General features: G+C 36.8%; 29 protein-coding genes and 1 pseudogene. 18 read left to right on the top strand and 12 right to left on the bottom strand.

Features of this window, described 5'->3' with window-relative positions:
- Positions 1-17: 17 nt before the first annotated feature.
- Positions 18-695 carry a uracil-DNA glycosylase gene (locus MKY90_RS27440; protein WP_063219246.1) on the top strand — a complete coding sequence of 226 codons (678 nt, stop codon included), beginning with the start codon at positions 18-20 and terminating at the stop codon, positions 693-695.
- Between the two features lie 38 nt (positions 696-733).
- Here MKY90_RS27440 and MKY90_RS27435 read toward each other — a convergent pair whose 3' ends face one another.
- From MKY90_RS27435 to MKY90_RS27425, 3 genes are all read right to left on the bottom strand, one after another.
- The gene (locus tag MKY90_RS27435; protein ID WP_000953390.1) at positions 734-1027 is read right to left on the bottom strand and encodes a DUF3817 domain-containing protein; all 294 of its coding nucleotides are present in this window, start codon (positions 1025-1027) and stop codon (positions 734-736) included.
- Positions 1028-1236: 209 nt separating this feature from the next.
- The gene (locus MKY90_RS27430) at positions 1237-2058 is read right to left on the bottom strand and encodes a Cof-type HAD-IIB family hydrolase (protein ID WP_098167844.1); all 822 of its coding nucleotides are present in this window, start codon (positions 2056-2058) and stop codon (positions 1237-1239) included.
- A gap of 359 nt (positions 2059-2417) precedes the next feature.
- Positions 2418-3701, bottom strand: a complete 1284-nt coding sequence (locus MKY90_RS27425) for a purine/pyrimidine permease (RefSeq protein ID WP_063219244.1) — start codon at positions 3699-3701, stop codon at positions 2418-2420.
- A gap of 171 nt (positions 3702-3872) precedes the next feature.
- Between MKY90_RS27425 and MKY90_RS30490 the strand changes: the two genes are divergently transcribed.
- The 4 genes and pseudogenes from MKY90_RS30490 to MKY90_RS27410 all read left to right on the top strand — a co-directional run bounded on the left by MKY90_RS30490 (position 3873) and on the right by MKY90_RS27410 (position 4962).
- The gene (locus tag MKY90_RS30490) at positions 3873-3974 is read left to right on the top strand and encodes an ion channel (RefSeq protein WP_002130114.1); all 102 of its coding nucleotides are present in this window, start codon (positions 3873-3875) and stop codon (positions 3972-3974) included.
- Positions 3943-4236: pseudogene (locus tag MKY90_RS27420) on the top strand (cation:proton antiporter regulatory subunit); the annotation flags it as partial. The gene MKY90_RS30490 and the pseudogene MKY90_RS27420, both read left to right, overlap by 32 nt.
- A 6-nt stretch (positions 4237-4242) precedes the next feature.
- Entirely contained in the window at positions 4243-4530 is a 288-nt protein-coding gene (locus MKY90_RS27415; protein WP_001198367.1) for a YwdI family protein, read from the top strand.
- A 63-nt stretch (positions 4531-4593) separates the two neighbouring features.
- Entirely contained in the window at positions 4594-4962 is a 369-nt protein-coding gene (locus MKY90_RS27410; RefSeq protein WP_002089827.1) for a DUF423 domain-containing protein, read from the top strand.
- Positions 4963-4993: 31 nt separating this feature from the next.
- Here the strand turns inward: MKY90_RS27410 and gerQ are convergent, their stop codons facing one another.
- From gerQ to hemQ, 4 genes are all read right to left on the bottom strand, one after another.
- Positions 4994-5431: a spore coat protein GerQ gene (gerQ, locus tag MKY90_RS27405; RefSeq protein ID WP_002068595.1), complete on the bottom strand. Its 438-nt coding sequence runs from the start codon at positions 5429-5431 to the stop codon at positions 4994-4996.
- 27 nt (positions 5432-5458) lie between these two features.
- Positions 5459-5881 carry a cell wall hydrolase CwlJ gene (gene cwlJ / locus MKY90_RS27400; RefSeq protein WP_002068596.1) on the bottom strand — a complete coding sequence of 141 codons (423 nt, stop codon included), beginning with the start codon at positions 5879-5881 and terminating at the stop codon, positions 5459-5461.
- Between the two features lie 174 nt (positions 5882-6055).
- Positions 6056-7333, bottom strand: a complete 1278-nt coding sequence (locus MKY90_RS27395; RefSeq protein WP_141506928.1) for a serine hydrolase — start codon at positions 7331-7333, stop codon at positions 6056-6058.
- A 195-nt stretch (positions 7334-7528) separates the two neighbouring features.
- Positions 7529-8272: a hydrogen peroxide-dependent heme synthase gene (hemQ, locus tag MKY90_RS27390; RefSeq protein WP_001287592.1), complete on the bottom strand. Its 744-nt coding sequence runs from the start codon at positions 8270-8272 to the stop codon at positions 7529-7531.
- A 278-nt stretch (positions 8273-8550) separates the two neighbouring features.
- On the opposite strand from hemQ, the gene pta reads away from it, so the two are divergent.
- Complete coding sequence (gene pta, locus MKY90_RS27385; RefSeq protein ID WP_000067219.1) at positions 8551-9522, top strand: phosphate acetyltransferase; 972 nt, start codon at positions 8551-8553, stop codon at positions 9520-9522.
- 69 nt (positions 9523-9591) lie between these two features.
- On the opposite strand, the gene MKY90_RS27380 is transcribed toward pta, so the two are convergent.
- Together MKY90_RS27380 and MKY90_RS27375 are read right to left on the bottom strand one after the other, a co-directional pair.
- Positions 9592-10437 carry a lipoate--protein ligase family protein gene (locus MKY90_RS27380; protein WP_002130109.1) on the bottom strand — a complete coding sequence of 282 codons (846 nt, stop codon included), beginning with the start codon at positions 10435-10437 and terminating at the stop codon, positions 9592-9594.
- A 127-nt stretch (positions 10438-10564) separates the two neighbouring features.
- Positions 10565-11260 (bottom strand): RsfA family transcriptional regulator, encoded by a 696-nt coding sequence (locus tag MKY90_RS27375; RefSeq protein ID WP_002016365.1) that lies wholly within the window; start codon positions 11258-11260, stop codon positions 10565-10567.
- Between the two features lie 289 nt (positions 11261-11549).
- Here MKY90_RS27375 and MKY90_RS27370 point away from each other — a divergent pair, with 289 nt between their 5' ends.
- From MKY90_RS27370 to MKY90_RS27345, 6 genes are all read left to right on the top strand, one after another.
- On the top strand, positions 11550-11774 hold the full coding sequence (locus tag MKY90_RS27370) for a DUF1450 domain-containing protein (protein WP_000526075.1): 225 nt from the start codon (positions 11550-11552) through the stop codon (positions 11772-11774).
- Positions 11775-12011: 237 nt separating this feature from the next.
- Entirely contained in the window at positions 12012-13067 is a 1056-nt protein-coding gene (locus tag MKY90_RS27365; protein ID WP_000388282.1) for a FecCD family ABC transporter permease, read from the top strand.
- A complete protein-coding gene (locus MKY90_RS27360; protein ID WP_002130107.1) occupies positions 13064-14080 on the top strand; it encodes a FecCD family ABC transporter permease in 1017 nt (338 codons plus the stop codon). The genes MKY90_RS27365 and MKY90_RS27360 overlap by 4 nt, the downstream gene beginning before the upstream one ends.
- Positions 14081-14095: 15 nt before the next feature.
- The gene (locus MKY90_RS27355; RefSeq protein ID WP_002034935.1) at positions 14096-14908 is read left to right on the top strand and encodes an ABC transporter ATP-binding protein; all 813 of its coding nucleotides are present in this window, start codon (positions 14096-14098) and stop codon (positions 14906-14908) included.
- Between the two features lie 201 nt (positions 14909-15109).
- Positions 15110-16048: an ABC transporter substrate-binding protein gene (locus tag MKY90_RS27350; RefSeq protein WP_002138981.1), complete on the top strand. Its 939-nt coding sequence runs from the start codon at positions 15110-15112 to the stop codon at positions 16046-16048.
- 145 nt (positions 16049-16193) lie between these two features.
- The gene (locus MKY90_RS27345) at positions 16194-17498 is read left to right on the top strand and encodes an HD domain-containing protein (protein ID WP_002130105.1); all 1305 of its coding nucleotides are present in this window, start codon (positions 16194-16196) and stop codon (positions 17496-17498) included.
- 39 nt (positions 17499-17537) lie between these two features.
- On the opposite strand, the gene MKY90_RS27340 is transcribed toward MKY90_RS27345, so the two are convergent.
- The gene (locus tag MKY90_RS27340; RefSeq protein WP_001147171.1) at positions 17538-17723 is read right to left on the bottom strand and encodes a 2-hydroxymuconate tautomerase; all 186 of its coding nucleotides are present in this window, start codon (positions 17721-17723) and stop codon (positions 17538-17540) included.
- A gap of 112 nt (positions 17724-17835) precedes the next feature.
- Between MKY90_RS27340 and MKY90_RS27335 the strand changes: the two genes are divergently transcribed.
- Entirely contained in the window at positions 17836-18510 is a 675-nt protein-coding gene (locus tag MKY90_RS27335; protein ID WP_098167849.1) for a site-2 protease family protein, read from the top strand.
- 25 nt (positions 18511-18535) lie between these two features.
- On the top strand, positions 18536-19045 hold the full coding sequence (locus MKY90_RS27330) for a YwhD family protein (protein ID WP_002016357.1): 510 nt from the start codon (positions 18536-18538) through the stop codon (positions 19043-19045).
- A gap of 32 nt (positions 19046-19077) precedes the next feature.
- On the opposite strand, the gene MKY90_RS27325 is transcribed toward MKY90_RS27330, so the two are convergent.
- Positions 19078-21129 (bottom strand): transglycosylase domain-containing protein, encoded by a 2052-nt coding sequence (locus tag MKY90_RS27325; RefSeq protein ID WP_341093134.1) that lies wholly within the window; start codon positions 21127-21129, stop codon positions 19078-19080.
- Positions 21130-21229: 100 nt separating this feature from the next.
- On the bottom strand, positions 21230-21955 hold the full coding sequence (locus MKY90_RS27320; RefSeq protein WP_061673825.1) for a glycerophosphodiester phosphodiesterase: 726 nt from the start codon (positions 21953-21955) through the stop codon (positions 21230-21232).
- Between the two features lie 150 nt (positions 21956-22105).
- Between MKY90_RS27320 and MKY90_RS27315 the strand changes: the two genes are divergently transcribed.
- The 4 genes from MKY90_RS27315 (at position 22106) to speB (ending at position 25787) form a co-directional block, all read left to right on the top strand.
- Positions 22106-22513 (top strand): MerR family transcriptional regulator, encoded by a 408-nt coding sequence (locus MKY90_RS27315; protein ID WP_002016353.1) that lies wholly within the window; start codon positions 22106-22108, stop codon positions 22511-22513.
- Positions 22514-22518: 5 nt separating this feature from the next.
- Positions 22519-23682: an MFS transporter gene (locus MKY90_RS27310; protein ID WP_098167851.1), complete on the top strand. Its 1164-nt coding sequence runs from the start codon at positions 22519-22521 to the stop codon at positions 23680-23682.
- A gap of 186 nt (positions 23683-23868) precedes the next feature.
- Positions 23869-24696 carry a polyamine aminopropyltransferase gene (speE, locus tag MKY90_RS27305; protein ID WP_341093131.1) on the top strand — a complete coding sequence of 276 codons (828 nt, stop codon included), beginning with the start codon at positions 23869-23871 and terminating at the stop codon, positions 24694-24696.
- Between the two features lie 218 nt (positions 24697-24914).
- A complete protein-coding gene (gene speB, locus MKY90_RS27300; RefSeq protein ID WP_341093129.1) occupies positions 24915-25787 on the top strand; it encodes an agmatinase in 873 nt (290 codons plus the stop codon).
- Positions 25788-26123: the final 336 nt, after the last annotated feature.

Genomic DNA, 26123 nt, shown 5'->3' with positions numbered 1-26123 from the left:
GGATAGGAAGTGAAGGCATGGAAAACATTTTGCAGAATGATTGGGGACCATTACTGGGGCCAGAATTTGAGAAAGAATACTATCAAAATTTAGCTAATTTTTTAAAAGAAGAGTATGAGGAGCATGTGATTTATCCAAAGGTAGAAGATATTTTTAACGCTCTAGAGTATACAAGTTATGAAAATACAAAGGTCGTTATTTTAGGACAAGACCCATATCATGGACCGAATCAAGCGCATGGTTTAAGCTTTTCGGTACAACCTGGTATTAAAACGCCGCCATCATTGCTAAATATGTACAAAGAACTTCGAGATGAATACGGTTATGAAATTCCGAATAATGGTTATTTAGTAAAATGGGCGGAGCAAGGGGTTTTACTATTAAATACTGTGTTAACGGTTCGTCAAGGTGAGGCGAATTCTCATAAAGGAAAAGGATGGGAGCATTTCACAGATCGCGTAATTGAGCTATTAAATGAACGTGAAAAGCCAGTTATTTTCATATTATGGGGACGCCATGCTCAGGCGAAGAAAAAGTTAATTACGAATACGAGTCATCGTATTATCGAGTCCGTACATCCAAGTCCATTATCAGCAAGACGAGGTTTCTTTGGAAGTAAGCCGTACTCTAAAGTAAATACGATTTTAGTTAATATGGGTGAAAGAGAAATTGATTGGGAAATTCCAAATTTATAAATAGAAAAGGTAGTTAACAGTTGTTAACTACCTTTTTATTATTGTTGTTCGTTCTTTAGTTTTGCATCTAGTACAAAAGTACCGAATGGGATAACTGATGAAACGAATGCCCCAAGTGCCCATAAAATTGATTTACGGTGTACGATTGTTACTTGAATTACCGCAAAGATGAATAGAATAAATAAAACGCCATGAGCCATGCCTGTAATTTTAACAGCTGTTGCAAACCCTGCAAAATATTTTAATGGCATTGCTACAAATAATAGTAATAGGAAAGAAATCCCCTCAATTAAGCCGATTGCTCTTAATCTTCCGATTGGTGTAGATAACATGAAGTAGCCTCCTTTAATGTATGCTTGTATATAGTAAATTTGTATTCTTTTTCAAAATGAAATAGTCTATTTTGTTTAATTATATACAAAAAGAAAGTTTACACTACGAGAATAGTGCAAAGTTCAAAATATAGTCACAAAAGCATTGCAATTTAAATAAAAACCTATTTGAAGTGTTTGACTTCAAATAGGTTTTATGAATGAAAATATTAAACAAGTACTTCCGTTTTTAAAACGAATTTCTCTACAACTTTTGCAACGCCATCGTTCATATTTGTATCTGTTACATAGTTTGCAATTTCTTTAATATCATCTGGTGCATTGCCCATCGCAACGCCAAGACCAGCGAATTCAATCATTGCTTGGTCGTTATAGCTATCGCCCATTGCGATAACTTCTTCGCGTTTAATACCAAGTTTTTGGATTAATTGGTTTAAGCTCGTTCCTTTCGTAACACCATGTTCAGTAAATTCTAAGAAGAATGGTTTAGAGCGCATCACGCTTAATTGACCTTCTAGTCGTTTTTGTAGTTTTGTTTCTACCACTTGTAAGTATTCTGGATTTTCTACCATTAGAACTTTTACAACTGGTTGTTGTACAGCATCTTTAAGGTTACTTACCTCTACGATTGGCATACCAGTAATTTGACCTTCAATTTCGGTATAAGAGTTATTTTCTTCAGTTATAATATCGTCACCAATGTATGTATGAATCCATACATTTTCTTCTTTACTGATATCATATAAACTGTGAACGATTTCAGGAGATAATGTACTGCTGAATAATTCTTCATCGGTTTTGCAGTTAATGATTTTTGCACCGTTAAATGAAAGAATAAAGCTTCCATATTCCGCTAAATGTAATTCCTTTGCAATCGCACGCATTGCGAACGTTGGGCGCCCAGAAGCAAGTACAACTTTAACTCCTTGCTCTTGTGCTGTCATTAAAGCCTCTTTCGTACGAGGTGAAATTGTATGGTCGTCGCGTAATAAAGTATCATCTAAATCTAAAACAATCATTTTATAAGTCATATAGAAAATTCCTTTCTTTGTTGAAATAGAAATAAATTTTTATGAAGATAGTGGGGAATATATAGTAAGACATCGAACTTCTTTGCATGAAACTAGGAGAAGTTCTGCATTGTTAGTATAAATTATCATGAGCGTGTTGCCCATGATAATTTATCCCGCTATTTGCAGGGCAGTAAGAATCCCACCTCAAAATTTAGCTGGGGCAAAGAAGTTAGGTGGGAGATTAACTGCCCGTAAACGCCCGATTGGTGCGGGCTAATAATCAGTGGGGATGAACAAAAACCCCACTGATTAAAGTTTCACTTTATCATTATCGTAACAACTCTAAAGATAGAGTGCAATAATGGAAGTTTTCCAATTTACGATGGTTGTTTTTCGTGCGAACGAGAAAATAATATTTCCAGCAAGATAGCCATTACAGATCCAAGAACAAGACCGTTACTTAAAAATGAAGCTAAAAATGGTGGTAGCGTAGAAAACGCTCCTGCTGGAACGAACATAACGCCGACTCCTGTAAAGATTGAAAGGCCTGCTACTTTAAATAATTGTTCTTTATTTTGTACAGTGTCATATTCGCGGAAAGCGAGACCAATCATGCTTGCAAATACAGGATAAATTGCAGCATAACCAACTGCAACGGGGATGGCTGCAAAGAATGAAGTAATCTTTGGGAATATACTAACAAGAATGATAAAGCTTGACCCTAACATAAATGGAAGGCGCTTATAAATATTTGTCGTTGCAATAAATCCTGCGGATCCAGAAATGGCAACAGGACCAATGGCTGAAAATAGACCGCCTAGCAATTGATTTATTCCTGTTATAATGCCAGCTTGTTTGAAGCGATCTGGAGCAGCATCTTCTTCATATTTAGAAACAACCTTTTGTACAACGCGAATACTTGCTAACATATTTGTTAGAAGTAGTAGTGTGACGAAAACTACCGTAATTGCCATGTTCCATTCAATGCGAGGCATTCCGAAAACAAACAGAGATGGAAGACGAATTATATCTGTCACAGGTGTTACTGGATTAGATAATCCGAAGCACGCAAATAATATCCAGCCGCAGACGATACTGAAAAGAACGGAATATTGTCCAATAATAGGTAGCTTCATAATGAAAAAAGATAGTAAAATAACAATGAGTGAAAGAATAAATACCTTTGGCTGTACTTCTGTATGTTGTCCATCAAGGCCAAACATGCCTTTTAAGAAGGAGCCACTAAGTTGTGCGACCAAAAGGAATAAATACGTTCCAATTACTGTCGGTGTAAAGTAACGAACTAGTTTATCAATAAGTCCAAAAACACTAAGAATAATACAAATGATGCCACTTAATAGGAAAGCGTACTGAAGGACCTTAAGTGTTTCATTGCTTGATCCAAATAATACGACGCCTAAACTTGCATACAAGGAGAAAATTCCCCACCAAAGGCCTGCAGGACCTTCTTGGATAGGAAGTTTATGACCAAATATAGCTTGCAAGAGACCGGCAAAACCGAGAACAAATAATGTTCTTTGTACAAACGCGATAGCTTCAGCGCCATCAAGGCCGTAACTAGTTGCGACACTAATTGGTACAATAAGACTTCCAGCTAAAATAAATAGTGCCCATTGTAAGGCAGAAAGAAATAGCTTCATTATATCAACCTCTTTCATAGATTCCGTTTTCTAGTATATACGTATTTCATTTCCTCTGGCAAAGATTGTAGATAGAGAAAAGAGTTGAAACATAATATGAATGTACGGAAGCAATTATGGATAGCGGTTATATGTATGACTTTTGTTGTAATTCTAGGAATGCTATGATTTATGACAATTGAAGAGATTAGCTTGTTTCAAGCATTTTGGATGACGATGATTACTGTATTAACGGTTGGATATTGCGAATCCGTTAACAGTGCATTATATTGATACAGTATTGTATGGAATAGAGCAATCATTTGTAATTGAAGAAATTCAAGTTGGTAAAGATTCTAACTTAGCTAGTAAATCGTTATTAGAGAGTAATGTGAGAAATCAATTTGGTGTAACAATTTTAGCGATTTTAAGAGATGGGGATATTATCCATAATCCAACGGGGCAGGAAAAACTGCAAGAACATGATATGATAATAGTATTTGGTTCAGTGGAGAAACTGAGGCAATTTGAGAAAGAACTACAAAGTAAGAGGTGACAAGGAATGCAAGTATCTAGCGATAAGGTTTTAAATAAAATGGCGAGTGAAATTGCAAAGGCAAAAAGTAGTGAAGGACAAAAATCAAAAGAGCATTTATTAGTTGTGCGTGCATTATGTGATTTATTATTAGATGAACAAGTTGAGCCTTCTACGTATAGAGAACCACAAGTTCAATCACAAATAATCGGATCTCAGCCTATAACAACAGTTCAACCGGTTATGCCAGTTTCTGGAGAACCTGTGTATATAAAAGAAGAAGGTGCAAATGGTAATTCTTTATTTGATTTTTAGGGATTAAATCGTTTGGATTATATGTGAAAATTGCTTATGATAAAAATAAAAAGGGGAATTAAGATGAAAATTTTCTTTTTACTAGGTTGTATTGCAGCGGGGCTATCTGTTGCATTAGGGGCTTTTGGAGCACATGGTTTAGAAAATAAAATTTCTGCAAAAATGTTAGAAGTGTGGAAGACGGGCGTTACATATCAAATGTTTCATGCAGGTGGCTTATTCGTAGTTGCTCTATTAATGGACAAAATGCAATCATCACTTTTAAACACTGCAGGTTGGCTTATGGTAGCTGGGATTATTATGTTCTCAGGCAGTCTTTATGCATTAAGTACAACAGGTATTAAATTCTTTGGCCCAATTACACCCCTTGGTGGTGTAGCGTTTATTGTGGCTTGGATTTTAGTCGGAACTGCAGTTGTAAAAGGGTTATAAAAAACAAAAGCTGGCATTCGCCAGCTTTTTTTTATGGTCTTGGAGCATAAGTTGCTTGTTGACCAGGTAAATACGTAATTTCTCCTGGGAATTCTACATAATCTAAATAAATCATTAGTAGTAAAAAGCGTTTTCCAGATTTTGGCTCACTAATTACGATATGATCACGGCCAGCTGCCTCGATGATCCCTGTATAAGATTGTGTACCAAGCGAACTACCGCGTTCATAAGTCATTACAACTGTAGCTGGCTTACCCTTATTTAAACGAAGGATGTTTTCAATATACGATTGCTCTAGTGGTAACATACCTTGAGAAACTGCAAGTTGAGCCTGAGCAGCTTGTTGTTGCATCGCTTGCTGTTGTTGCTGTTGCTGCTGTTGCTGTGGGGTCATTTGTTGTGGTTGCACATAAGTTCCGGATGGTTGATAAAAACCTGTTCCATAGTATGGGTTTTGTTGCTGTGCCATTCAAAAATCCCTCCTCATTTTCATTCCTTAATATACGCCAGGACAATCTTCACCAGATGGTTGGAAGAAGCAGTGCTTTTTAAAACGTCCTGAATTTTGTTGGTTATACCAAGTTGGCGGGCAAGGGCCTTCAGGCCTAAAGAACCATAAGGAAAAGTTGGCGGGCCAAAAACGTTGTCCCTGAATTGTCCGGCGGGCTAAGGCGATATCTTGTTCTCTCGCTCGTTGATAAAAATACCCTTTTTGAGTTGCTTCAAAACCACCAGGATTTTGATAAACCATCTGACGTAAATTTCGGACTTTTTTAAAGTCTAAGCAATCTCCGCGGACACGATTTACGCCGACATTTCCAACCATTAACATGCCTTGTTGTCCTTCTCCTTCAGCTTCGGCACGCATGAGTCTAGCTAATAACTTTACATCTTCTTCTGTATGCGCGATAACACCCATTATGTGTCACCTCTCTTTTTGGAATACCCTTCGGAAAGAGGTTTTTTCTAGATGAAGTGTGGAACAATTACTAGTTCATACGTATGAGAAAAAGGACGCAGATATGACAACCAAACGAAGTTTTACATCTAGAGGGGAAAATAAAAAAAGCTAGCGTGAGCTAGCTTTTCATCATTAAAATACTTTAGACCATAAATTTGAGAAGAAATCGCCAATTGAACGCATTGTTAATACGAACCAATTTGCTTTTTCTACTTCTTCAGTCGTTTTTGCAGTAACTTTTATACTTTTATTTCCGTCTAAGAAACCATATTTATCAGATGGTTCTAAGACGATTGAACCTACCTTTGCATCTTTCTTAATAGGAGCAACTAAATGCCCATCTTCAGCAAGTGATTTATCTGCTTCAGTAGAAATTTTGTAAGGTGATTTGCTACCTTTTGCAGTAACTACTGTCACTTCTTTTTCTGGTGCAACTGTTACGTAGTCTTCTTTTCCTTTTACTACAGAAATTTTGTTATTTTTATCTATTTTTAATTTCTGTTTTTCGAAGTTATTAAATCCATATTCAATTAATGCACGAGATTCTGTGAAACGCTCATCCATTGATTTTGTTTTAATAATAACTGAAATGAGGCGTAAATCACCACGTGTTGCTGTAATAGTGAAGCCATATCCAGCAGTATCAGAACTTCCTGTTTTTAAACCATCTGCTCCTTCATAAGCGAAAGCAGCACCTGGTAACATCCAGTTCCAGTTTTCCATACGAATTGGTTTCGGATGATTATCTGGGAAGTTTCTAAATCTTTGTTTTGTATCCTCTAGCATTTCTGGATACTTTGTAATAATTGTTTTTGAAAGAATACCCATATCGCGAGCTGACATGGAGTTTTCTCCATTCGGATCAGTTCCTTCAGGATGTTTTCCTTTTAAATCAGCGTTATTTAACCCAGTAGCGTTTACAAATTTATATTTCTTTAACCCTAGTTTTTTCGCATGTTCATTTGCGAGATTTAAGAAGTTCTTTTCACTTCCTGCAAGTAATTCTGCTAAAGCAATACTAGATCCATTTGCAGAGAAGATAACGATAGAATGGTATAATTCTCTTACAGTATATTGACGTCCTTTTTCGAACGGCACGTTAGAGAATTCATTATTACGTGAAACTTCATAAGCGTAATCAGAAATAGTTACTTTCGTATCCCAAGTGATTTTTCCTTCTTTAATTGCTTCTAATACGGCATAAATAACAATTAATTTTGACATACTAGCGATAGCTAGTAATTCATCTGGATTTTGTTCATGCAGTATTTTTCCTGTATCCGCATCAAATAGCAGTGCAGCAGCTGCCTCTATATGTATTTTTTCTTCTGCATGGGATGTTGTTACTCCTAAGGAAGAAATTGACAATAGAGACACTAGTAAAATAGACAAGATTTTCTTCATATACATTATCACCTTCGCATCGTTATTAGCATATAGCTCGTACCATTTTAGCATAAATTTGGATATAGAAAGGTTACAATTTTGTAAGGAAATTGAAAAGAATTTGTCGATTTTTGTTCAAATTTGCAGAGAAAAGAAGTTTTTTGTGGGTAAATATAGAGGATAATAAAAAAAGGAACGAAATTCGTTCCTTTTTCATTATTATATGTGTAAAAATTTCTCTACTTTTTCGTCTGGTAAAATGTTCCCAACGAAGAATGTACCGAATTCACCGTAACGGGCACTTACTTCATCGAAGCGCATTTCATATATAAGCTTCTTAAATTGAAGAACATCGTCAGCGAATAATGTTACGCCCCACTCGAAATCGTCGAATCCGACTGATCCTGAAATTACTTGGCGTACTTTCCCTGCGTATTGGCGACCGATTTTACTGTGACTGTACATCATTTTTTTACGTTCTTCCATAGGAAGCATGTACCAGTTGTCATCACCTTGGCGACGCTTGTCCATTGGATAGAAGCAAATATGATTTGCTTTTGGTAACTCAGGATATAAGCGAGCTAAGATTTGTGGGTTTTGGTATGGATCTTCATCAGCTGGAAGGTAGTTGCTTAGTTCAACAACAGATACGTAAGAATATGCAGGAACTAAATATTCAGCTAATGTTGTTTTATTTAATTCTGTTTCGATTTCATTTAACTCTTCCATTGTTGGACGTAAGATCATAAGCATTATATCTGCTTTTTGACCAACAACTGTATACATTGCATGACTGCCTTTTTTTGCAGTAGCTACTTCGTTCCATTTTTCAACGACATTTAAAAATTCAGACACTGCTTGTCCGCGTTCGTCACTAGATAATGTTTTCCATGCTGCCCAATCAATAGAACGTAAATCATGTAAACAATACCAGCCATCTAACGTTGTTGTTGCTTCACTCATTCTATTCACCTCAGTTAATGATATTTTACACGTTAACTATAGCATATATAGGATTAAAAACATCTACATAAAGTTTCAGCGCATAAAATTGTCACATTTAAATTTACTTGAAAATAGGAGGAGATAAGGCTTAAAGGGGCTTTATTTCTATGCTGAATTTTATGAAAATATAATCATTTTCATTTTATCTATTTTTTGGGAGCTATAAGTTTAAAATATAGAGGAAAAGCAGTATTCTTAAAGATAGAGTTTTTTAACATATGTAGGAGGGTTTATTCGTGAGCAACTTATTTACAACAGTAAAAGAAAAAGTTCAAGGAAAAGGCATTTCTATCGTACTTCCTGAAGGAACTGATGAAAGAATTTTAGGCGCTGCAGAGCGTTTAGCAAAAGAAGAGTTAGTAAAACCAATCTTAGTTGGTAATAAAGAAGAAATTAGCGCAAAAGCAGCTAGCATGAACTTAACATTAGCAGGCGTTGATATTTATGACCCAGCTACATACGAAGAAATGGATGCAATGGTAGCATCTTTCGTTGAACGCCGTAAAGGTAAAGCAACAGAAGAAGATGCTCGCAAAATCCTTAAAGACGAAAACTACTTCGGTACGATGCTTGTATACATGGGCAAAGCACAAGGTTTAGTAAGTGGTGCAGCTCATTCTACAGCTGATACAGTTCGTCCAGCACTTCAAATTATTAAAACAAAACCAGGCGTTACAAAAACTTCAGGCGTATTCATCATGGTACGTGAAGAAGAGAAGTATGTATTCGCTGATTGCGCAATTAACATTGCACCAAACAGCCAAGATTTAGCTGAAATTGGTATCGAAAGTGCGAAAACTGCTGAACTATTCGGTATTGACCCACGCGTTGCTATGTTAAGCTTCTCTACAAAAGGTTCTGCGAAATCTCCAGAAACAGAAAAAGTTGTAGAAGCAACTCGCATTGCAAAAGAAATGGCTCCTGAATTAACTTTAGATGGAGAATTCCAATTCGATGCTGCATTCGTACCATCTGTAGCTGAGAAGAAAGCTCCAGGTTCTACAATTAAAGGTGATGCTAACGTATTCGTATTCCCAAGCTTAGAAGCTGGTAATATCGGCTACAAAATCGCTCAACGCTTAGGTAACTTCGAAGCAGTAGGACCAATCTTACAAGGTTTAAATATGCCTGTAAATGATCTGTCTCGTGGATGTAACGAAGAAGAAGTGTACAAGTTAGCTTTAATTACAGCAGCTCAAGCACTTTAATTCTATAACGAATTAATATGAAAAAAGACCATCCTATTTCTTTTGAAATGAGGGTGGTCTTTTTGGTTTCTATTTTTCTAAACCAAGTGCCTTATTATTACGGTCAATAATACGTTGTAAATTCGTCTCATATAAAGGAACTTCATCTACTGTTAGCTGAGATGGTGTTAACTTTGGCGCGAATTGTTGCAACGTTTTTAAAAGGCGCATCATTAAATCTTGCACTGTAATTGTTTCGCCAAGTAATTCAGATAGTGAAGCCATCGTACTCGGTACAATTTCAGGATACGTAAATCTTGTTTCTTCGCCTTGAATTGCTACGTTGTAAAAATCACGAACGAGTGCGGCACGCTCAGATCCGCTTCCTGTCGCACATAAGTAAATTTGTACAGCAACGCCTCCGCGAATACGACGCTGAGAAATACCAGCAAATTTTTGATCGCGAATGCTCAAATCGTAGCTACCAGGACAATAAGAACCAACAATTTCTTTTGCTTCGATAGTAACATCGTAATCTTTTAACATTTCCTTAATTAAATGCCACATCGTATCGTATCCAAGGTCGATATCGATACCCTTTTCTGTTTCTTGGAATAAAAGTGATACGTTTAAAACACCTTCATCAAGTACGACAGCAAGTCCACCAGAATTACGAACGATAACATTGAAGTCGTTTTCTTTTAAAAAGGAAATACCTTCTTCTAAATGTGGTAGGCGTGAATCTTGAATGCCAAGAACAATTGTATTGTGATGAACCCAAGAGCGCATTGTTGCAGCGGATAGACCATTTCCAATACTTGTGCATAACGTGTCATCCATTGCGAATGACTGAAGTGCATGGAAAGTTGGTCCTAAACTAGACTGATCTACAATACGCCACTCTGGCTGAGATAAAATCGAACGGGAATTGCTCATATAACTAACCCCTTATTTTTAAAATGACAATCTCTATTATAGCAAAAAATGTAGAAAGGGGTTTTCTCATATATAAAGGGAAGTTTAGAGGTGAAAGAATAAAAAGGATGCATTGCATGCATCCTTTTTATTCTGCAATTTTTTCTAAGTTACCGTTTCGATCCATGCGGAAAGATGTTTGTGAGCGTTCCTCATCATCCATTACTGCTAATTTACGAGCACGGTTCATAATATTCATAAGTGTTTCGTAATCCTCTTGTACAGTATGAGATTGTTGTTCTAATTTTTCTAGTTTCTTTTCTAGTTCTTCATTTCGCAGGATTTGCGTTTTAATTTCTTGTTTCAATCTCGTATTCTCGTTTTCAAGAGCTGTTACTTTTATATTTGAAGATCCAACTGTTTGTAAAAAGTAAATAACATCTTGCATTGTTATTGAGCTTTTTGGAGCAGGGACAGTCGGCTTTTGATATGGAGTAGCTTCTGTATATTGAACAGCTGTTTCATACGGTACGTGTTCTTCATAATCAGTTATCGCCGCCGCTGAAGCTGGTGGTGTGTAAAGCAAACGTTTTTTTGTCTGTTCACCGCCCGCAGCACGCATTTTATCTTTACGATGTTTTTTTGCTAGTTGAAGAGCTTGTTCATAGCTATAGCGAACAACAGCATTCCAGCGGAAACCACAAGCAGCAGATGTGCGATTTAACTGATCTCCTACTTCTTCAAAAGCATTTAATTGAGTACTTCCTTCTCGAACATGGCGAAGCACCGTTTCAGCAAGTAATAAATCGTCCTCGTCTGTCCAAGCATCTTGTCTTACTTTCATAGATTCAACTCCCTTTCTTTTTATGAACTTCCTATTTTTATAATGGGCAAAAAAATGAGCTTTTATACAAAGCTTTTAAAAATATGGTAGATTTCAATGAAGAGAAGAAATTTGGCTATGAATGATGAAAGCTTTTGAAGGAGAAAATATAAAAAATAGGTGGCTTTATATAGGAATAGAGCTACGCCCGGAGACTTGCAACAAGCTTCAAAGAGCGGTAAAATACCATTTAGTGTTTATTTTTAAATGTACTTGTGAAAAGTTTAAAATAGAGGAAGTGTTATATATAATGGGAAACGAATTTCGTGTGTGTGATGATTGTCAGGCAACGAACGTTAAAACGTTGATTCCGAAGTTAAAAAAAGTAGATTCATGTGCAACGATTGAGGTTGCATGTCAGTCTTACTGTGGCCCTGGTCGTAAAAAATCATTCGCGTTTGTAAATAATCGTCCAGTTGCGGCTCCAACAGAAGACGAATTAATTGTAAAAATTGAAGCAAAATTAAATAAGTAAGAAAAAGAAGAGTGAACAGATTACTCTTCTTTTTTTATGTCCATAAGATAGCGTTTTGTATGAATTCGTATTTCAAAATAATGGTTGACAGTCTTTTGACGTGGTAGGTAGAATAGAAAGTGTCTGATTCTGATAATCATTATCACGAAAAAGGTCAATTCACCTAATTTTTTTATTATTATTTGAGAATAAATTTCATTTTATTAAATATATGTTGTTGGTTAGGATGGTTGAGGGATGGAAGCGAGCGCAAGGAGTATAGAACAGCAAGATGTGAATGTTAAAGAGATTAAGAGCAGACCGCTCGTTGCTTCTATTATTTTAATAGCAGGCACAATTTTGTTAGCTTTAAGTATGGCAGTTTCTATTTCGTTTGGTGCAGCAGATATTAGTTTAAAGACCGTTTGGCAAGCTGTATTTCAGTTTGATGGTTCCATAACGCACCATAACGTAATTCAAGAACTTCGCATGCCTAGAGCAATAGGGGGCGTAGTTGCAGGTGCTTTTTTAGCGGTATCAGGTGCAATTATGCAAGGTATGACACGAAATCCACTTGCATCTCCATCGTTAATGGGGATTACAGATGGTGCTGTATTCGGAATTGCAATTATGTATGCATTCTTCCCTAATTCACCTTATTTAATGTTTGTTATCGCATCTTTTATTGGAGCTGCGTTTGGAGCGAGCATTGTATATGGTATTGGGTCTTCTTCACCAGGTGGATTAACGCCTGTAAAATTAGCTTTAGCAGGTGCAGCAATTAGTGCTTTATTAGGGGCAATTTCATCTGGAATTGCATTGTATTTCAACCTTGCCCAAGAGGTAAGTATGTGGAATGCAGGCGGTGTTGCCGGAGTGAAATGGCAAAGTATTAATATGTTAGTACCGATTGGTCTTGTTTGTCTCATTATAGCAATTATGATGTCGAGATATATCACAATTTTAAGCTTTGGTGAAGAAATTGCGATTGGACTTGGTCAAAATACGACATTAATTAAATTTATCGGAACAGTACTTGTTCTTGTATTAACAGGTTCTGCGGTTTCTATGGCAGGATCAGTTGGATTTGTTGGACTTGTAATTCCGCATATGACTCGTTTCCTTGTAGGCTCAGATTATAGATGGGTTATTCCATGTTCTGCGGTCTTAGGTGGATTGCTAATTGAATGTGCAGATATGTTATCTCGCGTTATTAATCCACCATTTGAAACGCCAATTGGAGCAATTACAGCGCTAATTGGGGTGCCATTCTTCCTCTACTTAGCACGTAATGAAGGGAGAGGAAAGATGTGAGGACGAGCGTCTTAACAAAAAAGAACGTTTCTATTTTAACGATTTTAGTAGGATTAATTGTTGCTGTATTTTTAATAAGTTTAAATACAGGAACATTTAAAATTCCTCCAATAGATGTATTAAAGTCACTAGTTGGATTAGGTGCAGAAGATCAATCTGTTATTTTATTTGAATTTCGTATGCCGCGTATGGTTATTGCTATATTAGTTGGTTCTGCATTAGCTATGTCAGGTGCAATTTTGCAAGGGCTATCACGAAACCCACTTGCTGATCCAGGTATTATAGGTATTAACGCCGGAGCGGGATTAACAGTTGTTGTATTCGTCTATTTTTTCTTTGGAAAAGTTGGAACTGGTACATTTTTATCTGTATTTATCCTTCCATTCTTCGCGCTAGTTGGTGCGATATTAGCAGCGGTTATTATTTATTTACTAGCATGGAAAGACGGTGTTTCATCAACTCGATTAATTCTTGTTGGTATCGCTGTTGCAGCCGGATTTGGTGCGGTTAGTTTAATTTTCTCTATGAAGATGACATCTAACGACTTCCGTTTTGCAACGATTTGGTTGGCAGGAAGTTTATGGGGAACAGATTGGAAGTTCGTACTAAGTGTACTCCCATGGATGATTATTTTCTTACCACTTGCCATTAGTAAAGCGCACATATTAAATGTAATGAATTTAGGCGACTCTACAGCAGTTGGCCTTGGTGTAAACGTAGAAAAGGAAAGACGTAAATTATTATTTATTGCAGTTTGTTTAGCTGGTGCATCTGTTGCGGTGGCGGGAGGCATTGGTTTTATCGGTTTAATGGCTCCGCATTTAGCGAGACGCCTCGTTGGTGGTAAACATCAAATTATGTTACCAACGGCTGCATTAATAGGAACGTTCTTGCTTTTATTTGCAGATGTAATTTCAAGAAGTGTGTTACCAACTTCAGAAATACCGGTCGGTCTTGTTATTTCTGTAATTGGTGCACCATATTTCATATATTTACTTATGAGGACAAAATAAAGGGAGGCTTTTTGTATGGCAACTTTAGCAGTTGATGCGGTATCTGTTGGGTATAATGAAGGGTTAATTATAGATGGATTAACAGTTGAAATTCCGGAAGGACAAATTACAACGATTATTGGACCAAATGGTTGTGGGAAATCCACATTATTAAAAACGGCTTCTCGTATTTTGAAAGCAAAACGAGGTACTGTTTATCTTGATGGAAAAGCAATTGAGAAACAGCCAACGAAAGAAATCGCAAAGAAAATGGCGATTTTACCACAAACTGCAGAAGTGCCAACAGGCCTTACTGTGTTTGAACTTGTTTCATATGGACGTTTTCCTCATCAAAAAGGATTTGGAACATTGAAAGAAGAGGATTATCGCTACATTCATTGGGCACTTGAAGTGACGGGGATGACAGAATTCGCAAATCGTCCAGCAGAAGCTTTATCAGGTGGTCAACGTCAACGTGTATGGATTGCGATGGCTCTTGCACAAGGAACAGATTTACTTGTGTTAGATGAACCAACAACATACTTAGATATGGCTCATCAACTTGAGATATTAAACTTACTGAAGAAGTTAAACAAAGAAGAAGGCAGAACGATTGTTATGGTTATTCACGATTTAAATCATGCTTCTCGTTTCTCTGATCATATGATTGCATTAAAAGCAGGTAAGTTAATGAAACAAGGAACGCCAGATGAAGTTATGACGAGTGAAACACTTCGTAACGTATTTGAGATTGAAGCGCAAATCGTTCCATGTCCAGTAAACTGTAAACCAATTTGTTTAACATACGATTTAGCGATGATTAATAATCAATTGCGTAAAAAAGCATAATTAATAGAATTTCCCCCTCTTAAAGAGGTGAGAGGGGGAGTTCTAATGGACGTTGAGCTTCTTACCCACGGATGGGAAGTTGAACGCCCGTTAGAACGGGTTATAAACAACAATTAATAAATATATATTAATTAAATGTTGTTTTGTTTCTTATAGTTACATGCAAATTATAAGAGAAATACAGCTAGAAGGAGTCGGAATATGAAGAATTTTAAAATGGCACTATTAGCAATGGTACTAGTTGTTACTTCTGTACTATTTGCAGCTTGTTCTAACAAAGAAGAAGAAAAGAAAGCAGATGCGAAAACTGAAGAGCGCACTGTACAACACGCAAAAGGGGAAATTAAAATCCCTGCAAATCCAAAGAAAATTGCTGACCTTAGTGGTTCAACAGAAGAATTATTAATTTTCGGTATGAAACCGATTATTACTGCAAATACAACACAAGAAAAAATTGATTCACATATTGAGAAGAAATTGAAAGATGTAAAACCGGTTGGTTCTGCGTGGGGCGATAAAATTAACATCGAAGCAGTGGCTGCTGCAAAACCAGATTTAATTATTGTAAACAATCGTCAAGAAAAGATTTATGATCAATTATCTAAAATTGCACCAACAGTTATGTTAAAAACTCCATTAGACCAATGGCGTCCAAAATTCGAAGAAGTAGGTCAAATCTTCGGTAAAGAGAAAGAAACAAAAGAATGGTTCAAAAAGTATGATGAAAAAGCAAGCAAATTACATGACAAAATCGTTGCTAAAACTGGCGATGCAACATTCATGAAAATGGCTGCATATCCAAATGCATTCCGTGTATACGGTGACTACGGTTACGGTAGCGTAATCTTTGGTGATTTAAAATTACCAGCAGTTAAAGGTACACCAACTGATAAACCGTTAGTACAAATACAAAAAGAAGCTTTAATTGATTACAACCCAGATTACTTATTCGTATTTACAACTGGTGACGGTTCTCAGCGTCTAAAAGAATTCCAAGAAGAATCAATTTGGAAAAATATGAACGCTGTTAAAAACAACCATGTATTTACAATCAGTAATGAAGATGTAAACAAAGGATACTTCCCACTAGGTAAAGAAATGATCCTAGACGAAGTTACTGAGTTCATTTTAGGAAAATAATATATAAAGAAAAATCACCTTTGTTTTGGTAAAGGTGATTTTTCTTTATATAACAGGAATTAATATAGTCTTTCATTTCTTTCTGTTTCCTATATCGTTTATAATATATAGTAAGAATGCAGTAAAGAAAGGGGGATGTCGGAAAGTGGTATATTTAAACGACAAACTCAGCGAAACAAAAGTGTTTAAAGACCCAGTACATAAATATGTACACGTGCGTGATCGCGTTATTTGGGATTTAATCGGAACGAAAGAATTTCAACGCTTGCGCCGTATTAAGCAGCTTGGTACGACATTTTTTACATTTCACGGTGCAGAGCATAGTCGCTTTACTCATTCGTTAGGTGTATATGAAATTATTCGTCGTATGATTGATGATGTGTTTGATGGCAGACCGAACTGGAATGCTGAAGATAGATTGTTATGTTTATGTGCGTCATTACTTCATGATGTCGGTCACGGCCCATTTTCTCACTCGTTTGAAAAAGTATTTTCGTTAGATCATGAGAAATTTACGCAAAAGATTATCGTTGGTGATACGGAAATTAATCGTGTGTTAAGCCGTGTGGATAAGGATTTCCCGCAAAAGGTAGCAGATGTAATTGCGAAAACATCTACTAATAAATTAGCGATTAGTATGATTTCGAGCCAAATTGATGCCGATCGTATGGATTATTTATTAAGAGATGCATATTTTACTGGTGTAAAGTATGGGAACTTTGATATGGAACGTATACTGCGTGTCATGCGCCCGTACGGTAATCAAGTTGTCATTAAAAATAGTGGTATGCATGCTGTAGAGCATTATATTATGAGCCGTTATCAAATGTATTGGCAAGTATATTTTCATCCGGTAACACGTAGTGCAGAAGTAATTTTAACGAAGATTTTACACCGAGCTAAATCACTGCATGAGAAGTATTATGCGTTTAAAAATCATCCTGTTCATTTCTATTCTTTATTTGAAGAAGAAGTGACAGTAGAGGATTATTTAAAGTTAGACGAGAACGTAATGTATTATTACTTCCAAGTATGGCAAGAGGAAGAAGATCCGATTTTAAGTGACTTATGCCGTCGTTTTATGAATCGAAATCTATTTAAATATGTGGAGTTTACAGATAAGCACGGTTTAGATAATTGGATGGAGCTAAGTAGCTTATTTAAAAAGATTGGACTCGATCCAGAGTATTACTTAGTTGTGGATTCAACATCGGATTTACCGTATGACTTTTACCGCGCAGGAGAAGAAGAAGAGCGTCTGCCAATCTTACTTCTTATGCCGAACGGGGAACTTAGAGAGCTTTCGCGTGAATCGGATATTGTTGAGGCGATTACAGGTAAGAAGCGAACGGATCAAAAGCTATTCTATCCGCATGATTTAATCTATGAAGATGGAAGAAAAGGAAAATATAAAGAGAGAATTATCGAGTTGTTAGAAGGAAAGAAATAAGAAGCAGCAAAGAGCTGCTTCTTATGAAAAAACTTGAAATTATTTGTCGCTTAAGCGTTTTCCGCCAACTGCATAATGGTTTTTAGACATTTCTTCGATGAAAACAACGATGTTTTCTTCAGGAGCACCAGTTGTTTCGCTTACTGCTGCTGTTACTTTCTCAGCAAGAGCTTTCTTTTGTTCTTCTGTGCGTCCTTCTAGCATTTTCACTGTTACGTATGGCATGTATAATCGCTCCTTTTATGTAAGTTACACTCTTATTATAGCGGATTATGAGGAAGAACAATCGGAAAAACAAATAATTTCTTTTTTTGACATATGGAAGAGGAGATGAGTTATGGATCAGTTATTTAGATACCCATTGCAACAAATTCCATTGGTAGCAATGGCGATTATTATTGCGCTATCTGTGCATGAATTTGCACATGCGTATGTTGCATATAAATTTGGAGACGATACAGCGAAAAAGCAAGGACGTTTAACATTATCACCGATGGCTCATTTAGATCCTATCGGTATGATTGCTGTACTAATTCTTGGATTCGGTTGGGCAAGACCAGTACCTGTTAATCCGTATAACTTTAAAAGACCGCGTCTTGCGGGAATATTAGTTTCTATTGCGGGACCGATAAGTAATCTTATCTTAAGTGCAATAGGTTTAATTATTTGGTATAGCTTAATAACGTTTGGTGTGTTAGATGCGATGCCACTTGCAGTAGCAGATACGCTGGATCAATTTTTCCAAATTTTTATTATGCTTAATATTGTTTTACTTGTATTTAATTTATTACCAATCCCGCCACTTGATGGGTATCGCGTTGTGGAAGATTTAGCACCAGCGAATATTCGTGCGAAAATGACACAGTATGAAAAGTATGGATCAATTGCGTTATTAATTCTTGTTATTACACCGCTTAGCAATTACACAATTCAACCTATTTTCAATGTTGTTATTCCATATGTATTAATATTTTTACAAAATATCATTGCGCCTATTTTCAGGCTTTTTTAATCATTAAGCGAGGAGGAGTTTACATATGACAGAGAAAAAGAAAAAAATCGGTTTTAATATCGTGAAAAATGATTCAACAGATGGACATGGTGGTTTTGGCGTTGGGGCATTAAGTTTAGAAAATATTTCTCCTGTATTTGTTGATGTATTAGAGAAAACTGCGTTCGTTGATATCGGTGCGATGCATGCGCGTAGTACAGTAGAAAAAGGAATTAAGTTTTTAACAAATAAAGATGAAGTTCCAAACGGAAAACCGTTTTGGCTTGTTTGGGTAACAATTGAAAGAACACCAAACGGTGCTTATTACGCAGGTGCAACAGCCTGTGAAATGACAGTTGATCGTGAAATTCGCCGCGGATATAAATCACTTCCAGAGCATGTAAATAAAATGGATAAATCCCTAAAGCGTCACATCATGATTGATCATATGGATGAATCATCTAAAAAAGTACTTGGTACATTCTTAAAAGAGCATAATGAAGCAATTTGGAACGAATCTAGTGAAGAATTGCGCCACGCATTATTAGGCGAATAAAAATAGCTGACGGATTTCCGTCAGCTATTTTTTTACCACGGGAGATATTTTTTCCACCAACCCGTCTTTTTCTTCTCTTCACTAACCTTTTCGAACTCTTCCTTATCATCAACGTGATCCATACAATACTCTGTTGGCTCTGTACCTTTTGCGAAATACATTTTCACAGAAATGGGACAATTTTTTGTAGCAATCTTACCGTTTTCAGGATTAACATCGACTGCAACAACATCTGCTGGTTGTTTAAACTCTTGTTTAGGCTGTCCATCTAATCCTTTTTCCATTGTATCGGTCCATATTTTTTTTGCGTATCCTTGTTCTGCTACGTTTGAAATGGATTTAGGTTGATCGTATCCAATCCAAACCCCTGTTACGAGCTGCGGGGTAAATCCAATCATCCAACTATCAGTTTCTGTAGAACCAGACTTTCCAGCATATGTTCTTGATAGTTTTGATAACATCGATTGACCGGTCACAGCGGCATAACTGCTTAGTTTTTTATTAAACATACCTGCCATCATTTCTTCCATCACAAAGGCTTTGCTTTTATCTAGAACTTGTTTACTTTCTAAATGAGCATCGTATAGCATATTTCCTTCATGATCAACGATGCGCCTTATAAAGATTGGTTTTACTTCTTTCCCGCCGTTTGCAAACATGCTATAAGCATTGACCATTTCAATTGGTTTTACAGGAGATGTGCCGAGAGCAAGAGACGGAACATCTTTTAATGCGCTAGTAATACCGAATTGCTTCGCTGTTTTTGTAAGAATGTCTTCGCCTAAAAATAGATTTGTCTTCACAGCATATACGTTATCAGAAACAGCGAGTGCCTGTGCCATTGTCACAAAGTCGTCTGCATAATAGTTTTTATAATTTTTCGGTTTATATTTGGAAACACCATCACCTAAAGTGAATACAGTGTATTCGCTTTTTAAGCGCGTAGCAGGGGTGAATCCTCGTTCTAAGGCTGCGTAATATAGGAATGGCTTGAATGTAGAGCCGGGCTGACGAGCGGCTTGTGTAGCTCTGTTAAATTGACTCGTATTATAATCAGTTCCACCAACAAGGGCAGCCACTTCACCCGTTTTTGGATTCATAGAGACGAGGGCAGTTTGGATGTTTGTTGTTTCAGGTATATGATTTTTTACAGCTTGCTCTGCTACAGATTGTAATTTAGGGTCTAGCGTTGTATAAATACGTAAGCCACCTCGCTGTAAGGCTTGCTCATCTAATCCGATATCCCGAAGAAGAGAAGCTTGTACAGCATCTTGGAAATAAGGTGCGACCTCTGCAACTTTTTTCGTATCCAATGAAGCAAAAGTAAGTGTTTCCTTTTTTGCTGAGGTAGCTTGCTGTTTTGTAATATAACCTTGTTCTACCATTTCATCTAGTATGAGAGATTGACGCCCTTTAGCACGCTCCTTTTTTAAAAAGGGAGAGTAGAAGCTAGGTCCTTTCGGAATGCCTGCGAGCATACTCGCTTCTGCTAATGTTAATTCTTTTGCAGTTTTATCGAAATACAGGCGAGAAGCAGCTTCGATTCCGTAAGCACCATGCCCGTAATAAATTGTATTTAAATATCCTTCTAAAATATGATTTTTATTATAGTTCACTTCAAGGCGAACGGTATACATTGCCTCTAATAGTTTACGCTTCCACGTTTTATCATGATCTAAGTATAGGTTACGAGCATACTGTTGTGTAATAGTACTAGCACCTTGTACTTTTGCCATTGCTTTTAAATCGGCAACAATGGCACCAACAATGCGCTTTATATCAAATCCATGATGTTTGTAGAATCGTTGATCTTCAATAGATAGTGTTGCCTCTTTTACATAAGGAGAAATTTCATCAAGAGATACATTATAGCGCTTTTGTGTTTCATTACTTTGTCCTATAACAGTGTCATCATTAGCGTAAAAGACACTCGTTTGCGGCACTGCAACAGGGGGAGGCCCCATGATTTTTGCAGCTATAATGATAATAAAAAAGGAAAAAACGAAAAAAAGAACACAAGAAAACATTACGGTGAAGAAAAGACGTTTATATTTTTTAAGTTTTGGATTCATAGTTTGATCCATCTTTTTCAGCCCCTCATTAATACAAGCATTATTGTATTAGTATTGAGGGTTTTCGTTTATTTTAAACAATGAAATTTTGAAAACAAAAAAGCCCCTTCAATTAAGAAAGGAGCTCAAAGGCACGTGCTGGCCAATCGGTAATGATGACATCTACACCATAGTCAATCATAGTTTGTAAATCTTTATATTCATTAATAGTGTAAGGACGAAAAACGTATCCTTGCCCCTGTGCTAATTGGACAAACTCTTTCGTTAATAATTGAAAGTTTGGATGTAATCCAGTTGCCCCATGTTTTTTTGCTTCAGCAATAGGATCTGCAAGTGGTGTATCGTACAAAATCGCTCTTGGAATTTCTGGAGCAATTTCTGCTAATAATGAAACGGAATCGTGGTTAAATGATGAAAATACAATTTGATTGGATAGATGATATTCACGAACAAGAGCAACAACTTTTTCTTCAATATTTGGATAATGAAGAACATCTGTTTTTAATTCAATGTTAAGTTGTAAATTTGTTGTAGAGAGCCAAATAAATACTTCTCGTAATGTTGGGATTTTCGCCTCATGGAAAGAAGGATCTTTATGGCTACCAGCATCTAAAGCTTGTAATTCCTCTACAGTTTTCTCAGAAACAAGTCCCACGCCATTTGTTGTGCGGTCCACCGTTTCATCATGAATAACAACTAGTTCACCATCTTTTGATAGATGAACATCAAGTTCAATTCCGTGAGCACTAATGCGTTCAGCCTCTTGGAAGGCAATCATCGTATTTTCTGGGTGTGTTCCTTTTACCCCGCGGTGAGCGAAAATAAGTGGTTTATTCATGTGAAAATCTCCTTATCATCTCTTTTCTTTCATTATGAAACTGCTTTGAGAAAAATACAATTCATATGACAAACATTTACAAAAGTATAACAGTTGCACAAAAGTTAACGTTAACGTAAAATGTAATAATTGGTGAAGGGAGGAATACACATGTATAAAATTGATGAAGTAACAAAGCAAGTTGGTTTAACAAAGCGTACACTTCGTTATTATGAGGAAATTGGTTTAATTCATCCCCCAGAACGCAGTGAAGGGAACATTCGCCTGTATACAGACGAGGACATTGCGAGAATTAAAAGGATTGTGGAAGCGAAAGAAGTACTAGGAATTACGCTTCAAGAAATGCAACATTTCTTATCGTTAAAAGAAAGAATGGAACAAAGAAGAAATAGTGAGAATCCGCGTGACCGTGAAGTGATTCAAGAAATTAAAGAGATGCTTGAAAAACAAGTGCAAACGTTAGACGAAAAAATGGAGCAAATGCAGCGTGTTAAGGCAGAGCTAGAGGATAGTTTAAGCCGTGCAGTTACATTTTTAGAGAATACAAAAGGAGAGTAATCAAAATGGAGAGCAAACAAAAATTAGGGAGATTGATTACAGTGGTGGCTACCTTTCTTGCCTTTTCAGGTATAGGAGTAGTCGACCCAATTTTACCAAGTATTGCTGAACAAATTGGTGCTTCGCATTGGCAAGTCGAGATGTTATTTACAGCTTATATTTTAACGATGGCAATTATGATGTTACCAGCTGGAATATTTGCATCAAGATTTGGTGATAAACGAATGATGACGATCGGTCTTGCGATTGTAACTGTATTTGCATTTATATGTGGTATATCGCAAACGATTGCTCAATTATCTCTTTTCCGTGCGGGGTGGGGATTAGGAAATGCGATGTTCTTCGCAACGGCGATGACATTATTAATTGCATTAAGTAAAGAAGTTCATGAAGCAGTAGGATTATATGAAGCAGCTATCGGTTTAGGGATGGCAGGTGGACCTTTATTAGGCGGTATATTAGGTGGATATTCTTGGCGTTACCCATTTTTTGCGACGAGTATTTTAATTTCTTTAGCATTTATTTTAGTTTTCTTTTTTGTAAAAGAGCCGGAGCGAAAAGTGAAGCGTAAAGCAGCAGGCGTAGGAGAATTACTTAACTTGGTGAAGTATAAACCGTTTATGCAAGGTGCTATTTCGGGAATGTTATACTACTACGGATTTTTCGTCGTGTTAGCATATTCACCACTGATTATGCATTTATCTGCTATTCAATTAGGATTTGTATTTTGCGGATGGGGATTAGCATTAGCTTACGGATCAGCAATTTTAGCGCATAAGCTAGAAGGTAAATATGAACCAAAAACATTGTTAAAAGGTAGTTTACTTGTATTTGCGATTTTCTTAATTGCACTATTCTTCGTTAAAATCATGTGGTTACAAATCGTGTTAATCGTTCTATCAGGATTAGCATCAGGCTTAAATAACGCGTTATTTACAAGTTATGTAATGGATATTTCACCTTATGAAAGATCTGTTACATCAGGTGTTTATAACTTCGTTCGTTGGTTAGGAGGCGCGATTGCTCCAATTTTATCAGGGGTCATCGGTCATACAGTTTCACCACAAAGTCCGTTTTTAGTCGGTGGAATTGTTGTGTTAGTTGGTTGCGTAATGATCTTAATTCCGATTCGTAAACCGGTAGAAATAGAGACAAAAACCCTTTCTTAAGAAAGGGTTTTCTTTCCTATTACAGAGCAATCCCTTTTCACATATATGTTAGAACCCTCTGACTAAAATATATTTTCGGTATTTTTGTACTTTTAACTATACTTTTTGGATGTTTTGTTTTATTTTTGTTAGGGGACATTAATGATGTCCCTATTATAAATTTGCATTGAAAGGCGTGATTGTACGATGGAACTATGGTTCACTGAAAAACAAACAAAGCATTTTGGAATTACGGCGCGTATTAACCGCACATTACATACGGAGCAAACAGAATTCCAAAAACTTGATATGGTTGAAACGGAAGAGTTCGGAAACATGCTTATTTTAGATGGCATGGTTATGACAACAGAAAAGGACGAGTTCGTTTATCATGAAATGGTAGCGCACGTACCTTTATTTACACATCCAAACCCTGAAAACGTATTAGTAGTAGGTGGTGGCGATGGTGGTGTTATTCGTGAAGTATTAAAACACCCAGGCGTAAAGAAAGCAACTCTTGTTGAAATTGATGGAAAAGTAATTGAGTACTCTAAACAATACTTACCATCAATTGCAGGCGCATTAGATGATGAGCGTGTAGAAGTAAAAGTAGGAGACGGTTTCCTACACATCGCAGAAAGCGAAAATGAATATGACGTAATTATGGTAGATTCTACTGAGCCAGTAGGCCCAGCAGTAAACCTATTTACAAAAGGCTTCTACGCTGGAATTTCTAAAGCGTTAAAAGAAGATGGTATTTTCGTTGCTCAAACGGACAACCCTTGGTTTACACCAGAACTAATTACAACTGTGTTTAAAGACGTAAAAGAGATTTTCCCAATTACTCGTCTATACACAGCAAACATTCCGACGTATCCAAGTGGACTTTGGACGTTCACAATCGGATCTAAAAAACATGATCCATTAGAAGTAAGTGAAGAGCGTTTCCATGAAATCGAAACGAAATATTACACAAAAGAATTACACAATGCAGCATTCGCATTACCGAAATTTGTTGGCGATTTAATTAAGTAAGAGCGTTAAATTGAAATAAATAAAGTGTAAGTAACTCATTTAAGGTGTTTGTCTAGAAGGCTTGAACATGCTAGTTACTTACACTGCTACAAATGAAGTAGTCTTCTTGTGATAACAAGAAGGCCCAGGTAAATCGAGAAAGAGGAGCAATGCGCTCCAAATTTGAGAAATAGTGAAAGGTTGGGATACCTTAAGTTCCACATAAGGAGGAAAAGAATATGCGTTTTGATGAAGCTTATTCAGGTAAAGTATTTATTAAAAGTCATCCAAGTTTTGAAGAGTCAGAGACAGTTATTTACGGGATGCCTATGGATTGGACAGTAAGTTTCCGTCCAGGATCTCGCTTTGGCCCTGCACGTATTCGTGAAGTATCAATCGGTCTTGAAGAATATAGTCCGTATTTAGATCGTGAACTAGAAGAGGTAAAATATTTTGATGCGGGTGATATCCCATTACCATTTGGGAATCCACAGCGCAGCATAGACATGATTGAAGAATATGTAACAAAACTATTAGATGCCGGTAAGTTTCCACTAGGTCTCGGCGGAGAGCACTTAGTGTCTTGGCCAATTTTTAAGGCAATGGCAAAAAAATATCCGGATTTAGCAATCATCCATATGGATGCTCATACTGACTTACGTGAGTCATATGAGGGAGAGCCTTTATCCCACTCTACACCAATTCGTAAAGTGTGCGATTTAATTGGTCCGGAAAACGTATATTCTTTCGGTATTCGTTCTGGAATGAAGGAAGAATTCGAATGGGCAAAAGAAGTAGGTATGAACTTATATAAATTTGACGTATTAGAACCGTTAAAGGAAGTATTACCGAAACTTGCAGGACGCCCAGTCTATGTCACAATTGACATAGACGTATTAGACCCAGCTCACGCTCCTGGAACAGGAACATTAGAAGCTGGAGGTATCACATCTAAAGAACTATTAGAGTCCATCGTAGCAATTGCAAATTCAAATATAAAAGTAGTCGGAGCAGACTTAGTAGAAGTAGCTCCAGTCTACGATCATAGTGATCAAACACCAATCGCAGCAAGCAAATTCGTGCGGGAAATGCTGCTCGGTTGGGTTAAATAAAAGCGTAGGCAGCTCGCTCAGAATCGCAGGTCATTGGAACGCTCGACCGAGAAGCGCTTTTGGCTTCGAACGAGAGTGTGAAATGGCCGGAGATTCTAGCTGCTGTAGCTGGATAAAATAAAAGCGCAAGCCACCAATCATTCTAGCCGCTGTAGCTGGATAAAGTAAAAGTGAAGCCGACTCAAAAAGTATTTTGAGCCGGCTTCTTTTATTAATAGGTAGGTTATTATTGTCTTATTTAGTAGTTAAGTCGATATCCTTTGTCGAAACGTCGATATATGCGGAGTTGTGTTCAGTATAATTTCACTTACCGTCACGCGACATAAAAAAGAGCTA

The organism is Bacillus sp. FSL P2-0099 (assembly GCF_038007445.1).
GTDB classification, from domain to species: domain Bacteria; phylum Bacillota; class Bacilli; order Bacillales; family Bacillaceae_G; genus Bacillus_A; species Bacillus_A mycoides.
This window is presented reverse-complemented; position numbering and strand designations above follow the sequence as displayed.